Source organism: Kitasatospora sp. NPDC057542, from assembly GCF_042801945.1.
Lineage (GTDB): Bacteria > Actinomycetota > Actinomycetes > Streptomycetales > Streptomycetaceae > Kitasatospora.
The window spans coordinates 1-14115 of sequence record NZ_JBHVFE010000223.1; the positions used below are offsets into that span (position 1 = coordinate 1).

11 protein-coding genes are annotated in these 14115 nt (G+C 73.5%); 7 read left to right on the plus strand and 4 right to left on the minus strand.

Translation table 11 applies throughout. The annotated features are described in order from the left end of the window. Positions 1-75: 75 nt before the first annotated feature. The 4 genes from ACFU7Y_RS25440 to gcvPA are packed head-to-tail and all read right to left on the minus strand — an operon-like array spanning position 76 to position 4980. Positions 76-822 (minus strand): SDR family NAD(P)-dependent oxidoreductase, encoded by a 747-nt coding sequence (locus ACFU7Y_RS25440; RefSeq protein ID WP_380769758.1) that lies wholly within the window; start codon positions 820-822, stop codon positions 76-78. Between the two features lie 29 nt (positions 823-851). After that, on the minus strand, positions 852-2030 hold the full coding sequence (locus ACFU7Y_RS25445) for an ATP-NAD kinase family protein (RefSeq protein WP_380769759.1): 1179 nt from the start codon (positions 2028-2030) through the stop codon (positions 852-854). Beyond that, complete coding sequence (gcvPB, locus tag ACFU7Y_RS25450; protein ID WP_224280855.1) at positions 2027-3598, minus strand: aminomethyl-transferring glycine dehydrogenase subunit GcvPB; 1572 nt, start codon at positions 3596-3598, stop codon at positions 2027-2029. The genes ACFU7Y_RS25445 and gcvPB overlap by 4 nt, the downstream gene beginning before the upstream one ends. 23 nt (positions 3599-3621) lie before the next feature. After that, positions 3622-4980, minus strand: coding sequence for an aminomethyl-transferring glycine dehydrogenase subunit GcvPA (gene gcvPA, locus ACFU7Y_RS25455; protein ID WP_380769760.1), 1359 nt, complete (start codon positions 4978-4980; stop codon positions 3622-3624). 96 nt (positions 4981-5076) lie between these two features. Between gcvPA and ACFU7Y_RS25460 the strand changes: the two genes are divergently transcribed. The 7 genes from ACFU7Y_RS25460 to ACFU7Y_RS25490 all read left to right on the plus strand — a co-directional run bounded on the left by ACFU7Y_RS25460 (position 5077) and on the right by ACFU7Y_RS25490 (position 14089). After that, positions 5077-6468 carry an ABC transporter substrate-binding protein gene (locus ACFU7Y_RS25460; protein ID WP_380769761.1) on the plus strand — a complete coding sequence of 464 codons (1392 nt, stop codon included), beginning with the start codon at positions 5077-5079 and terminating at the stop codon, positions 6466-6468. Between the two features lie 11 nt (positions 6469-6479). Then, the gene (locus tag ACFU7Y_RS25465) at positions 6480-7412 is read left to right on the plus strand and encodes a carbohydrate ABC transporter permease (protein ID WP_224280858.1); all 933 of its coding nucleotides are present in this window, start codon (positions 6480-6482) and stop codon (positions 7410-7412) included. Then, a complete protein-coding gene (locus tag ACFU7Y_RS25470) occupies positions 7409-8308 on the plus strand; it encodes a carbohydrate ABC transporter permease (RefSeq protein WP_380769762.1) in 900 nt (299 codons plus the stop codon). Before ACFU7Y_RS25465 ends, ACFU7Y_RS25470 begins: the two co-directional genes overlap by 4 nt. Positions 8309-8315: 7 nt before the next feature. Beyond that, the gene (locus ACFU7Y_RS25475; protein WP_380769764.1) at positions 8316-10361 is read left to right on the plus strand and encodes a beta-galactosidase; all 2046 of its coding nucleotides are present in this window, start codon (positions 8316-8318) and stop codon (positions 10359-10361) included. Continuing rightward, positions 10358-12553: a trehalase family glycosidase gene (locus ACFU7Y_RS25480; protein WP_380769765.1), complete on the plus strand. Its 2196-nt coding sequence runs from the start codon at positions 10358-10360 to the stop codon at positions 12551-12553. Before ACFU7Y_RS25475 ends, ACFU7Y_RS25480 begins: the two co-directional genes overlap by 4 nt. A 42-nt stretch (positions 12554-12595) precedes the next feature. Beyond that, positions 12596-13294, plus strand: coding sequence for a ribonuclease H (locus ACFU7Y_RS25485; RefSeq protein WP_224280862.1), 699 nt, complete (start codon positions 12596-12598; stop codon positions 13292-13294). Positions 13295-13390: 96 nt separating this feature from the next. Next, positions 13391-14089: a hypothetical protein gene (locus ACFU7Y_RS25490; RefSeq protein ID WP_224280863.1), complete on the plus strand. Its 699-nt coding sequence runs from the start codon at positions 13391-13393 to the stop codon at positions 14087-14089. Positions 14090-14115: the final 26 nt, after the last annotated feature.

Here is a 14115-nt window from a genome sequence, read left to right on the forward strand (position 1 = left end):
GTCCGTAGCGTACCGGCCGGGCGACCGGCGCTGACGGCCGGTCGCCCGCAGTCGTCGACAGGGCGGTGTTTCGGGTCAGGCGGTGCCGGCGCCGTCCACGGCGATGACGGCGCCGCTGACGAAGGCGGCGGCGTCGCTGGCCAGGAAGGCGACGGTCTGGGCGATGTCCCGGGGTTGGCCGATCCGGCCGAGCGGGCGGTCGGCGGCGTCGGTGTAGAAGGCGTCCGGGCTCTCGCCGAGTTGGCGGGCCTCCTCGGCGAGCATGCCGGTGTCGGTGTCGCCGGGGCAGACGCAGTTGACCCGGATGTTGTCGGGGCCGTGGTCGATGGCCATCGCCCGGGTCATGTTGACCACGGCGCCCTTGGAGGCGCAGTAGGAGATGGCCCGGCCGCCGCCCCTGATGCCCCAGCCGGAGCCGGTGTTGACGATGCTGCCGCCGCCGTTCGCGGCCATCAGTGGCACCACCAGCCCGCTGAGCAGCATGATCGAGCGGACGTTGACGGCCATCACCAGGTCCCAGTCCTCGTCGCTGATCTCGGTGACGGTGGAGCGGCGGATGATGCCCGCGTTGTTGAACAGCACGTCCACGCCGCCGTGTCGTTCGACGGCGGTGCGCACGGCGCGCTCGCAGTCGGTGCGCCGGGAGACGTCGCAGCGGACGAAGGTGCCGCCGATCTCCTTGGCGGCCTGTTCGCCGCGTTCGGCGTCGAGGTCGACGAGGACGACGGTGGCGCCGAGTTCGGCGAGCAGGGCGGCGGTGGCCCGGCCGATGCCGGAGGCGGCGCCGGTGACGATCGCGCGCTTGCCGTGCAGGTCGATCATGGGGAGCTCCTCTGCAAGGGGTGGGAGGGTCAGACCGACAGCCGGTAGACGGCGCCGGAGCGGCGGCCGGTGATCACCCGGACGTGTCCGGAGAGGGCGTCGTCCAGTTCGGGGTCGCCGGTGTCCAGCAGCAGCGGGCGGCCGGCCAGGGCGGCGAGTTTCGCCTCGGTGGCGAGTACCAGCAGCCGTTCCCGGCCGGCGGTGCGCAGCAGTTCGGGGGTGAGCTGCTGGTTGCCGCGACCGAGCAGGAAGCCCTGGCCGCCGATCGGGGAGAGGGCGATGTAGGGGGCGGCGGGCAGGGTGCGCAGCTGGTCGGCCCGTGCGTCGTGGATCAGTACCCGGGCGGGGGTGGCGAGGCCGTCGGCGTGGCCGGGGCCGAGCGCGCCGTCGGGGCCGAGCCGCAACAGGTCGACGCCGGTCAGGCTGGTGCCCGGTGCCCCGAGTGCGGTGGCCACCGCGTAGGTGGTGCTGCCGGGTCCGAGGAGCAGCAGCCCGCCGGGGCCGACCCGTTCGGCGACCTCGGCGGCGATGCCGGCCGGCGTCCCCGGGGCGGGGCCGGAGCTGCCGGTCTTGCGCTGCTGCACCCGGGCGGGCAGCACCGGGACGGTCAGCCGGCCGTACAGTCGGGCGGAGAGCCGGCCGGCCCGCAGCGCGCCCTCGTCCCGGTCCACCACCTCGGCGGCCGTCAGTCGTACGCCCCGGCCGGTTGCCCAGGCGGCCGCGACCTCGGCGGCGGCCCGGGGGTGGACGGCGAACACCGCGGAGTGCATCTTGACGCCGGCCGGGATGCCGAGCACCGGCAGGCCGGGCTCGGGCCCGAGGGCGTCGAGCACGTCGCGGGCGGTGCCGTCGCCGCCGCAGAACAGCAGCAGCCCGGCGCCGGCCGCGGCCAGGGCGCGCACTGCCGCTCGGGTGTCGGCGGCGGTGGTGGTGTCCGCCCTGGCGGGCCGGTGGACGACCCGCGCGGGCCGCCCGGCCATGCGGGCGGACTCGGCGCCCATCGCGCCGTCGGCGGTGATCAGCTCAATGTCCGACGGAAGGTGACGAAGCGTCAGTTCGGCCCGGGCGACGGCCTGCGGGCGGGCCCCGAGCGCCAGGGCCCGCCGCTGGACCTCGGTGCCGTCGCTGCCCTTGAGGCCGACCCGGCCGCCGAGGCCGGCGACCGGGTTGACCACGAGCCCGATCCGGGCGCTCGGGGCGGGCGTCACGGCTGCTCGCCGAGGACCTTGCGGCGGTAGGCGCGCCAGCTGACCGCCCAGACCGCCGGATCGTCCAGCGGCTCGTGCCGGATCCGGTGCACGGTGGAGTTGTGCGGTGCGGTGCGGACGGTCTGCGGGTCCTCGTACGCCTCGCGGGCGACCTCGGCGAGGATCGCCGCGTACTCGTCCAGGTCGGCCCGGGAGTAGGACTCGGTGGGCTCCAGCGTCATCGGCTCGGGGACGACGTACGGGTGGTGGCTGGTCCAGTAGTGGGTGCCGAAGTCGGCGGCCCGGTAGCCGAGGTCCTCGCTGTGCAGGCCGGTGTCCTCGTTGAGCTGCTGCCAGCTGTAGCGGACCTGCTCGACCCGGGGGCGGCCCTCGGCGTAGGGGACGGAGACGCCGCGGATCTGCCGTACCCGGTGCAGCAGGTAGTTGTTGTTGAGCACGGCGGTCTCGGCGGCCGCGCGCAGCCCCTCGGCGCCCAGCGCCGTGATCCAGGCGTAGGCGCGCACCAGGTTCGGCACGACGCCCAGGTACGGGCGGATCTTGCCGACCGATTCGGGCCGGTCGTCGTCCAGGACGTACCGTTCGCCGTCGAACTCGACGGTGGGGCGCGGCAGGTAGGGCGCGAGCTCGGCGGTGACGCCGCAGGCACCGGCCGCCGGGCCACCGCAGGCGTGCGGGGTGGAGAAGGTCTTGTGCAGGTTGAAGTGGCACAGGTCGAAGCCGGCCTCGCGGGCCCGGGTGATGCCGAGGATGCCGTTGGCGTTGGCCTGGTCGTAGGCGCACAGGCCGCCGGCCTCGTGGACGATCCGGACGAACTCGGCGATCCGGGGGTTGTAGATGCCGGTGTCCTCGGGGTTGGTGATGAGCAGCGCGGCGGTGCGCGGGCCGACGGCGGCGCGCAGCGCCTCGATGTCGGGGTAGCCGTCGGCGTCCGGGTGCAGGGTGATCACCCTGAAGCCGGCGGTCTTGGCGCAGGCGGCGTTGGAGGGGTGGGAGAAGGCGGTGGTGATGACCTCGTCGCGCTGCTCCAGCTCGCCGCGCGCGGCGTGGTGGGCGCGGATCACCGAGACGTTGGTCCAGATCGCCGCCGAGCCCGCGCCGGGCTGGAGGCTGACCCGGTCCATGCCGGAGATCTCCTTGAGCAACTGCTCCAGCCGGTGGACGAGTTCGAGCACGCCCTGGACGGTCGAGGCGTCCTGCGCCGGGTGCAGGGAGGCGATCCGGGGGTCGCGGACGAAGGTGTCGTTGACCTTGGGGCTGTACTTCATGGTGCAGGTGCCCTGGCCGACGTCCACGTTGAGGTCGGCGCCGAGGTTCTCCTGGGAGAGCCGCAGGTAGTGCCGGAGCACCTGCTGCTGGCCGAGTTCGGGCAGGGCGGGCGGCGCGCTGCGGCGCAGCGCGGCGGGCAGTCGCTCGGCCGGGTCGCCGACGGCGGCGGTGACGGCGGGCTCGGGCAGCGGGGGCAGGACGCCGCGCTCGCCCGGGGCGCCCAGTTCGAAGACGAGCTTCTCGTCCCAACGGGCCTGCTGGAAGCGGCGCAGGGCGGGTTTGGGGGCGATCCTTGGGTCCACGGCGCCAATTATCTGATGGTTCGTCACTTCACGATCTCCTCAAGTGCGTCGGCGAGGCGGTCGATGTCGGCCCGGGTGTGCAGCTCGGTCACGCAGTAGCGGCCCTCGTCGGTCCCGGCAGGGGTGCCGCCGTGCAGGCCGAGGGCGAGCAGCGCCTCGGCGATCTCGGCGGCGCTGCGCTCGCCGGTGTAGCGGACGGTGAAATCGGCGAAGTGCACGGCCTGCGGGTCCGGCAGTTCCACGCCGGGGACGCGGGCGAGGCACTGCCGGGCGTAGGCGGTGTTGGCGAGGATCGTCCCGCCGATCTCACGCATGCCGTGCGGGCCCATCAGCGCGAGGTAGACCCCGGCGGCGATGCCGTGCAGGGCGGCGGCGGTGCCGACCCACTCCTTGCCCTCCTCGCGCAGGGCGAAGGAGGTGCGCTCGTACGCGACGTCGCCGAACCCGTACTCGCCGGGGACCTCGGTGGGGGCGAGGCCGAACAGCCGGCTCGGGTACTCGGCGACCAGGCGTTCGTCGTCCGGGCTGCCGATGAAGCCCGCGTTGCCGCCGCCGAAGCTGGGGTGGATGCCGAGCGGCTGGAGGTCTCCGCAGGTGAGGTCGGCGCCGAGTTCGGCGGGCGGGGTGAGCACGCCGAGGCTGATCGGGTTGGCGTGGACGACCGCCAACGCTCCAGCCTGGTGGGCGAGTTCGATGTACCGTGGCAGCTCCTGGTCCACCCGGCCGCAGTGGTCGGTGAGTTGGGCGTAGACGGCGGCCGCGTCGCCCTCGGCCAGCGCGTCCTGCACGGCGGCGGGGTCGGCCGGGACGGGCACGAGCTCGTGGACGCCCCGGACGTAGTCGCGGATCCGGGAGAGCCGGTCCGGGTCGATCGCGCCGACGAGGACCAGCCGGCGCCGCCCGGTGGCCCGGCCGGCCATCCGCAGTGCGGTCGCGGCGGCCTGGAACCCGTCGTACGTCGGGACGTTGACGACCTCGACGGCCAGCAGCTCGGCCATCAGCGACTGGTACTCCCACAGCGCCTGGAAGCGGCCGTGGTCCTCGTACGGCTCGCCCGCGTAGGCGGTGAGGAACTCGCTGCGGTTGACGACCTCGTCCACCACGGCGGGCACGTGGTGGCGGTAGCAGCCGGCGCCGAGGAAGCTGCGGCCCGGCGGTACGGCGGTGTTGCGGGAGAGCAGCTCCTCCATGTGCGCGACCAGCCGGGCCTCGGAGCCGAGCGGTTCGGGCAGCCGCAGCGGGTGCTCCAGCCGGAGGGCGGCGGGGATGTCGGCGTAGAACTCCTCGACGTCCTGGGCGCCGACCGCCGCCAGCATCGCTTTCCTCACCTCCGGGGCGGAGTTGGGGATGTACGGGTGGGTTCGGGGGACGCGTGTGCTCATCGGGGCACCTTCCGCGATTTCAGTCACAAGCCTTGACGGGGTTGTGAATGCTGAGTTCTGTATACAGCATTCGGCATTCACCAGTCGGGAGGCAAGATGTCCGCACAAACCCGGCACAGAAAACATCCCCAACTCGCCCGCGAGCAGGGCGGATCAGCGCCAGGCCCGTCCCGCCGTCGCGTCCTGTCGGCCGGACTCACGGGCGGCGCACTGCTGGTGGCCGGGGCGACCGGCTGTGCGACCGGCGGTGCCGGTGGCACCAGCGCCAAACAGCTCACCGGCAGCCCGGGCGCCGCCGTCACGGGGAAGGTCACCATCTGGTCCTGGGACGTCGCCGCCAAGGCCATGCAACGACTCGGCAAGGTCTTCGAACAGGCCCACCCCGGCACCACCGTCGAGGTGGTGGACATCGGCTACGACAACGCCTACGACAAGATCACCGTCGGGCTCGGCGCCGGCAGCGGACTGCCCGACATCCTCACCGTCGAGGGCCACAAACTGCCCACCTACATCGGCAACTTCCCGAACGCTCTGGTCGACCTCACCAGCCGCGCCGCGAACCTCAAGTCGCAGTACGCGGAAGCCTCCTGGCGCACCGTGACGGACGCCAATGGCCGGGTCCACGCCCTGCCCTGGGACAGCGGGCCGTGCGCCCTGTTCTACCGGCGCGACCTGTTCCAGCAGGCCGGCATCGACCCGGGTGGCCTCAACACCTGGGACGACTACGTCACCGCCGGCACCACCCTCAAGGCCGCCACCGGCAAGAAGCTGCTCATCCTGGACGCCAAACAGGACAGCCTCTTCGCCATGCTGCTCCAGCAGCAGGGCCAGCGCTGGTTCACCGACGGCAAGGTGGCCGTCGCCACCCCCGCCGCCGAACGCGCGCTCACCCTGCTGAAGCAGCTCGTCGACCGCGACCTGGTGGACTTCGAGAACGGCTGGGACGGACTCGTCTCCGGCACCCACGACGGCAAGGCCGCCACCACCCCCACCGCCGCCTGGTGGGACGGCACCCTCACCGCCGAAATGGCCGACCTCAGCGGCAGGTTCGGCGTCGTCCCGCTGCCCGCCTTCGCCCCCGGCGGCGTCCGCACCTCCAACACCGGCGGCTCCACCCTGTGCGTCACCGCGCAGAGCAGGAACCCGGAGACGGCCTGGGCCTTCCTCTCCTTCCTGCTCGCCGACAAGGCCAACCAGGCCTCGATGATGCAGCACGAGGGTCTCTTCCCCGCCTACCTCCCCGCCCTGGACGACCCGTACTTCCAGCAGCCCGCCCCCTACTACGGCGGCCAGCCGACCATGCAGATGTTCGCCGGGCTCACCCGTGGCATCCCCACCGTCGAGCTCACCGCGGACGACTCCAAGGCCGGCGACATCGTCACCACCGCCGTCAACCAGGTCCTGCACAACGGCGCCGACCCGGGCACCGTGCTGCGCTCCGCCGCCCGCCAGATCGCCACCGCGACCGGCCGCCAAACGGCCGGGTAGGGGCGGGCCCGATGACCAGCAGCCTCCCGGCCTCCCTGCGCAAAGCGGCGGCCCCGAGCCAGGCCGCCCCCGCCCGCCGCCGGCGCTCCCCACGCACCGCCGCCTGGCTGTTCGCCGGGCCCACCACCGTCCTCTTCGTCGCCTTCTTCGCCTACCCGCTCGGCGCCAGCCTCTACCAGAGCTTCACCGCCCGCCGCGACGGCGCCGACGTCTGGGTCGGCCTGGACCAGTACCGGCGGATGTTCGACGACCCCGCCTTCCTGCACTCCCTGGTCAACACCGGCATGATCCTCGCCGTCCAGGTACCCGTGATGATCGGCCTCGCCCTGGTGCTGGCCGTCCTGCTCAACCAGTCCTGGCTGCGGTTCCGATCCGGCTGGCGGGCGGTGTTCTTCCTGCCCGCCATCACCACCCTGGTCGCCTACGCCGTGGTCTTCCAGGTCCTGCTGCGCACCGACGGCGGCCTCGCCAACCAGTTCCTCCACGCCCTCGGCCTCGGCCCGGTCGACTGGCTCAACTCGCCCACCTGGGCCAGGATCTCGCTGATCGGCTCGGTCACCTGGCGATGGACCGGCTACAACGCGGTGATCCTGCTGGCCGGACTCCACGCGATCGGCCGCGACCAGTACGAGGCCGCCGCCCTCGACGGCGCCGGCACCGTGCGCACCTACACCAGCGTGATCCTGCCACAGCTGCGCCCGGTGGTGCTGTTCTGCGTCATCACCTCCACCATCGGCACCCTGCAACTCTTCGACGAGAACTACGTGCTGACCCGCGGCGGCCCCGGCGACGCCACGCTCACCCCGGTGGTCTACCTCTACAAGGTCGGCTTCCAGCAGCTCGACTTCGGCTACGCGGCCGCCATCGCCTGGGTGGTCGTGCTGATCATCGCGGCGGTCTCACTGCTCCAGTTCCGGCTCTACGGAAGGGAACGCCGCCGATGAGCAGCACCTCGCCGGAAAGCCGGCCCGCCCGGCTCGGCCGCACCCCGCTGCCGGCCCGGCTCGGCCGCACCCCGCTGCCGGCCCGGCTCGGCCGCATCGCCGTCCTCGCCGTCCTCACCCTCGGCGCCGTGCTCAGCCTGGTGCCCTTCGCCTGGATGCTGATCGCCGGCACCCACAGCAGCTCCGAACTGTTCCACTCCCCACCGCCGTTCCTGCCCGGCGGCAACCTGCTGCGCAACCTGGTGCACCTCCAGGAGACCATCGGCTTCGGCCGGGTGCTGCTCAACAGTCTCGGGATCGCCGTCGTCTACACCGTGCTGAGCGCGCTGCTGTCCGCGATGTGCGGCTACGGGCTGGCCAAGTACCGCTTCCGCGGCCGGGGGCTGCTGCTCGGCCTGGTGCTGGCGACCATGATGATCCCCCTGCAGGTGCTGCTGGTCCCGCTGTTCCAGATGATGGCCAGCCTCGGCTGGATCGACAGCTACCAGGCCGTGATCGTGCCGTTCCTGGCCAACTCCTTCGGCATCCTGCTGATGCGCCAGGGCTTCCTGGACTTCCCCGACGAGCTGCTGGAGTCGGCCCGGATCGACGGCTCCGGCGAGCTGCGCACCTTCTACCAGGTCGTGCTGCCGTGCGTGCGGCCGCAGCTGGGCGCACTGGTGATCTTCACCTTCATGGGCCAGTGGAACAGCTTCATCTGGCCGCTGCTGATGCTCAACACCGAGGACAGGTACACCGTGCCGGTCGCGCTGAACACACTGACCGGACTGACCCACGTCGACTACTCCGGCCTGATGCTCGGCTCCTTCCTGGCCACGCTCCCGCTGATGGTGCTCTTCCTCGTCTTCCAGCGGCAGTTCGTGGCTGGCCTGCTGGGCGGAGCCTTGAAGGGATGAACTCCGAATGACCCCCCGTAGGAACCACCTCACCCGGGTGCCCGGCCTGCTGTACGGCGGGGACTGGAACCCCGAGCAGTGGCCCGAGCAGGTGTGGGCCGAGGACGTGAAGCTGATGGCCGAGGCCGGGGTCAACCTGGTCACCGTCGGCGTCTTCTCCTGGGCGCGACTCCAACCGGACGCCGACAGCTGGGACTTCGGCTGGCTGGACCGCCTGCTCGACCTCGTGCACCGACACGGCATCGCCGTCGACCTGGCCACCGCCACCGCCTCCCCGCCCGCCTGGCTGGTCCGCGCCCGCCCCGAGCTGCTGCCGGTCACCGCCGACGGGGTGCGGCTGGAGTTCGGCTCTCGCCAGCACTACTGCCCCTCCTCGCCCGCCTACCGGGACGCCGCCGTCCGGCTCACCCGGGCGCTCGCCGCGCGCTACCGCCACCACCCCGCGCTCGCCCTGTGGCACATCCACAACGAGTACGGCGACCACGTCCAGGAGTGCTTCTGCCCCGCCTCGGCCGCCGACTTCCGCCGCTGGCTGCGCGAACGGCACGGCACCATCGAGGAGTTGAACCGCTCCTGGGGCACCGCCTTCTGGTCCCAGCACTACAACTCCTTCGAGCAGATCGAGCCGCCGCGCACCGCGCCCGGCCCGGTCAACCCGACGCAGCTGCTGGACTGGCGCCGGTTCTGCTCGGACGCCCTGCTCGACCTCCACCGCGCCGAGAAGGCCGTCCTGGACGAGGTCTCGCCCGGTGTCCCGGTCACCACCAACTTCATGTCGATGCTCAAGGCACTGGACTACTGGGAGTGGAGCCGGCACGAGGACTTCGTCTCCGACGACGCCTACCCCGACCCGGCCGACCCACGCGCCCACGTCAACGCCGCGATGAACTACGACCTGATGCGCTCGCTCAAGGGCGGCCGCCCCTGGCTGCTGATGGAACAGGCCCCCTCCGCAGTCAGCTGGCGGCCGGTCAACGTGCCCAAACGCCCCGGCCTCTACCGCCTCTGGTCGCTCCAGGCGCTGGCCCGCGGCGCCGACGGGGTGCTGCACTTCCAGTGGCGCGCCTCGGTGGCCGGAGCCGAGAAGTTCCACAGCGCGATGCTCCCGCACCGGGGCACCGCCTCGCGGGGCTGGCAGGAGACCGTCCGCTTCGGCACCGAACTGCGCCGGCTCGGCGAGATCGCGGGCAGCCGGCTGCGCGGGCGGGCCGCCGTCCTGCTCGACTGGGACAGCTGGTGGGCGCTGGAACTGGACGACCACCCCTCCGCCCGGATGCGCTGGCCCGACCTGCTCCGCCCCTGGTACGCGGCGCTGTACGAACGTGGCGTCACCGTCGACTTCGTCCCGCCCACCGCCGAGCTCGACGGCTACCCCCTGGTGCTCGCCCCCAACCTCTACCTGCTCGACACGGTCACCGCCGACCGGCTCACGGCCTACGTGCGGGACGGCGGCCGGCTGGTCTGCGGCCCGTTCAGCGGCATTACCGACCGCCACGACCACATCCACCCCGGCGGCCACCCCGGCCCGCTGCGCGAGCTGTTCGGGATCGTGGTGGACGAGCACTGGCCGATCCCGGACGGCGCGACCACCGTCGTACGGCTGGACGGCTCGGAGCCGCACACCGAGCTGCACGCCGAGCACTGGAGCGAATGGATCGAGACCGAGGCCGCCGAGACCGTCGCCCACTACGACTCCGGCGCGCTGGCAGGCCTCCCGGCCGTCACCCGCAACCGCCTGGGCGCCGGCAGCGCCTGGTACCTGAGCTGCCACCTCGGCGCCGGCCCCGGCCCGGTGCTCGACCTGGCACTCGCCGAGGCCGGGGCGGGCGCCGAACTGCCGGACCTCCCGGCGGGCGTCGAGGCCACCCGCCGGCACGCCGACGACGGCACCGGCTACCTCTTCCTGCTCAACCACGGCCCGCACGAGCTGCGAGTCCCGCTCCCCACACCCGGCACCGACCTGCTCACCGGCACCGAGGCCGCCGGAGCCGTCACCCTCGCGCCGCTCGGCGCCGCCGTCATCCGTCTCCCCGCCGCCCAGGAGCGCCCGTGAACCCGCTGACCCGCCGCCACGTCCTGGCCGGCTCCGCCGCCCTCGCCGCGGCCGGCACCCTCGCAGGAGCCCGCGCCGCCCACGCGGACACCTCCGTCGCGGACGCCTGGCCGGACGACCGCTACGCCGACGTCCTCGACCTGCACGGCACCCCCGCCCAGGCCTACCCCGGCGACGCCCGCGGCAACAACCCGATCAACGTCTTCGCCGACCTCGGCGCCTGGCACGCCTACGCCCTGCCCCGCCCCACCGACCAGCCCGGCGGCTTCACCGGCCCGCTGTACCTCGCCCAGGAGTACCCCTGGTGGCTCAGCGACGGCCTGACCCGCCTCCAGCTCACCGAACAGGGCCGCCCCCTGGACCTCACCGCCGGCGCACCCCCGCGCAGCAGCTCGCTGCCCGGCCTGCTGCGGCTGTCCCACGACCTCGGCGGCGGCCTCGCCCTCACCCTGGACCTGCGCTTCGCCGGCAACCGCACCGCCCTGCTCCGGGCCCGGCTGGCCAACACCGGCCCGGCCGTCCGGACCCTGGCCGTCGCCTGGGCCGGCCGACTGCTGCGCCCCGCCACCGGCCCGCAGCGCGACGCGCCGAAGCTGGTCGCCGCCGAACGCGGCCCGGAGGTGCGCTTCGCCGAGGTCCGGCAGACCTGGGACTACCTCACCGACGGCACCGAGCGCTTCGCGGTGCGCCACGCGCGGCCCGTCCGGGTCGTCCTGAGCGCCGACGGCGACGGCCACCGCACCGAACTCGCCGAGCTGGTACGGCTGGCGCCGGGGGAGACCCGCAGCCTGGACTGGACCGAGAGCTACACCTTCACCGAGGCCGAGTACACCCGGGCCGCCGCCGAGTCCGACGCCGCGCTGCGCACCCCGGAGCGGGTCGCGGCGCAGGGGACCGCCCGGTGGCACGGGTACCTCACCCGGGCCACCGAGGGCGTCCCGGCCGCCCGCCGCCGCACGGCCGTCAAGTGCGTGCAGACCCTGGTCACCAACTGGCGCAGCCCGGCCGGGCGGATCCGGCACGACGCCGTCACCCCCACGCTGTCCTACAAGTGGTTCAGCGGGGTCTGGGCCTGGGACACCTGGAAGCAGGCCGTCGGCACCGCCGCCTTCGCGCCCGGCCTGGCCGCCGACCAGATCCGGGCGGTGTTCGACCACCAGACTCCGTTCGATCACCGGCCGGGGGCCGGCTCCGCCGACCGCCCGCAGGACGCCGGCATGGTCCCCGACTGCGTCTTCTACAACGACCCGGGCACCGGCGGCGGGAACTGGAACGAGCGCAACTCCAAGCCCCCGTTGGCCTCCTGGGCGGTCTGGGAGGTCTACCGGCGCAGCGGCGACCGGGCCTTCCTGCGGGAGATGCTGCCCAGGCTGACCGCCTACCTGGACTGGTGGTACCGCACCCGGGACCACCTCGGCGAGGGCCTGTGCGAGTACGGCGCCACCGTGGACCCGGCCAACGCCACCGCCGAGGACTGCCGGGAGGCTGCGGCCTGGGAGTCCGGGATGGACAACGCCCCGCGCTTCGACGCCGCGACCGTGGTCCCCAACCGGGACGCGAACGGGACGCTGCTCGGCTGGTCGCTCGACCAGCGTTCGGTCGACCTCAACGCCTACCTGGCCGCCGACCACCGCCACCTGGCACTGATCGCCGCCGAACTGGGCGACCGGCCCGCCGCCGAACGGCTTCGCGCCCGCGCCGACCGGATCGACGCCGCCGTGCGCGACACCATGTACGACCCGGCCACCGGCTGGTTCCACGACACCGACCTGGCCACCGGCGCCCGACTCACCGCCCGCGGCCGCGGCATCGAGGGCGCGATCCCGCTCTGGTCCGGCACCGCCACCGCCGCCCAGGCCCGTGCCGTTCGCCGGCTGCTGCTCGACCCGGCCGAGTTCGGCACCGCCATGCCGTTCCCGACCGTGGCCCGCAGCTCGCCGTCCTTCGACCCGGCCGGCTACTGGCGGGGTCTGGCCTGGCTCGACCAGACCTACTTCGCCGTCGAGGGCCTGCGCCGCTACGGCTGGGAGCAGGACGCCCGGCGGACGGTCGAGCGGCTGCTGGCCACCGCCGCCGGGCTGGCCGGGGACGGCCCGGTGCGGGAGAACTACGACCCGTTGACGGGGGAGGGACGCAACGCGACCAACTTCAGCTGGTCGGCGGCGCTGCTGCTGCCGTTGCTGCGCAGCTGAGCGACTTTGGCTCCGGGCCGTCCGACCAGGCATGATCGGGGCATGGTCGAACGAGTCATTGCAGCGTGTGACGGAGCAGCCAAGGGCAACCCCGGTCCGGCGGGCTGGGCCTACGTGGTCGCGGACGCCGCCGGGGCGCCCCAGCGCTGGCAGGCCGGCGCGCTCGGGCACAGCACCAACAACGTGGGCGAGCTGACGGCGCTGCGGCAGCTGCTGGCCGCGACGGACCCGGCGGTGCCGCTGGAGGTGCGGCTGGACAGCACCTACACCCGCGACTCGGTGACCAAGTGGCTGAAGGGCTGGAAGCGCAACGGCTGGAAGACGGCGGCCGGCAAGCCGGTGGCCAACCAGGAGCTCATTCAGGCGATCGACGCCCTGCTGGAGGGCCGGGACGTCACCTTCGTGTACGTGCCGGCCCACCAGGTGGACGGCGACCCGCTGAACGCCATCGCCGACAAGGCGGCCAGCGACGCCGCCCGCACCCAGCAGGACGCCTGCGGCACCGCCGCAGACCTGCCGGTCCCCGAGCCGGCCGCCGCCACGAAGGCCCCCAAGGCGCGCACCGCCCGGCCCGCCGCCACCGGAACCGGTGGCACCGCCAAGCGGAGCGGTGGCTCGCGCACCCTGAACGCCCGCTTCCCCGGTACCTGCCCGTGCAGCCGCCCGTACGCCAAGGGCGACAAGATCACCAAGGTCGGCAGCTCCTGGGGCCACCCGGAGTGCGCCGCCGCCCACGCCTGACGACGGGTACGACGGGTACGTCCAGGTACGCCGACGCCGCCGGTTGAGTATCCGTACTCACGCGGCGGCCCGGCGCGGCGGTGGACGATGGCGATCATGAGGAATCGCGCAACGAAGGACGGGCCCGGCCGCCGCACGGCCCTGCGGGTGACGGCGGTGGCCGGGGCCGCAGGGACGCTGGCGCTCGGCGCGGTCGGGTACACGACGTACGAAGCCGCGGCACAGGCGTGGACGGGCAAGCCGTACCCGGTGGCGGATCCGGCCGCCGTCGCGAAGCACCTGGACGCCCGGACGCAGACCGTCCACGACGCCCTCGCGCTGCCGCCGGAGGCGACGCCGGCAGGCGTGCGCCACCAGGACGACGGGATCACGGCCCGGATCTACGGCGTCTGCTCCGCCCGGGGCCTCTCCCACCTGTTGGAGAGCATGAACGACACCGGTGCCGACCAGCCCCGCACGGCGGCCATCCGCGCCCAGTTCACCCTTGCCGGGGTCGCACGGCCCCAGTGGGAGGAGGCGGTGGGACGGGCCCGGCAGACCCTGACCGCCCAGGGGTGGACCGTCACCTCCTCCGACGAGTCCGCCCCGGTCCCCAGCCTGACGCTGAAGCCGCCGGCCACCGGTCCGGGTTCCCTCGCCGAGACCGCTTCCCTGCGCTTCGACCCCGTGGACCACACCCTCGCGGTCGCCGCGACCACCGAGTGCGCCCGCTACCCCGACGACACGCCGGTGGACTCGGAGGGCAGGCCGGCCGACCTGCCGACCGCCACGGCGCCGACGCCGTCGCGCGGTTGAGCACCCGGGCGCGCACGGTACCCGGG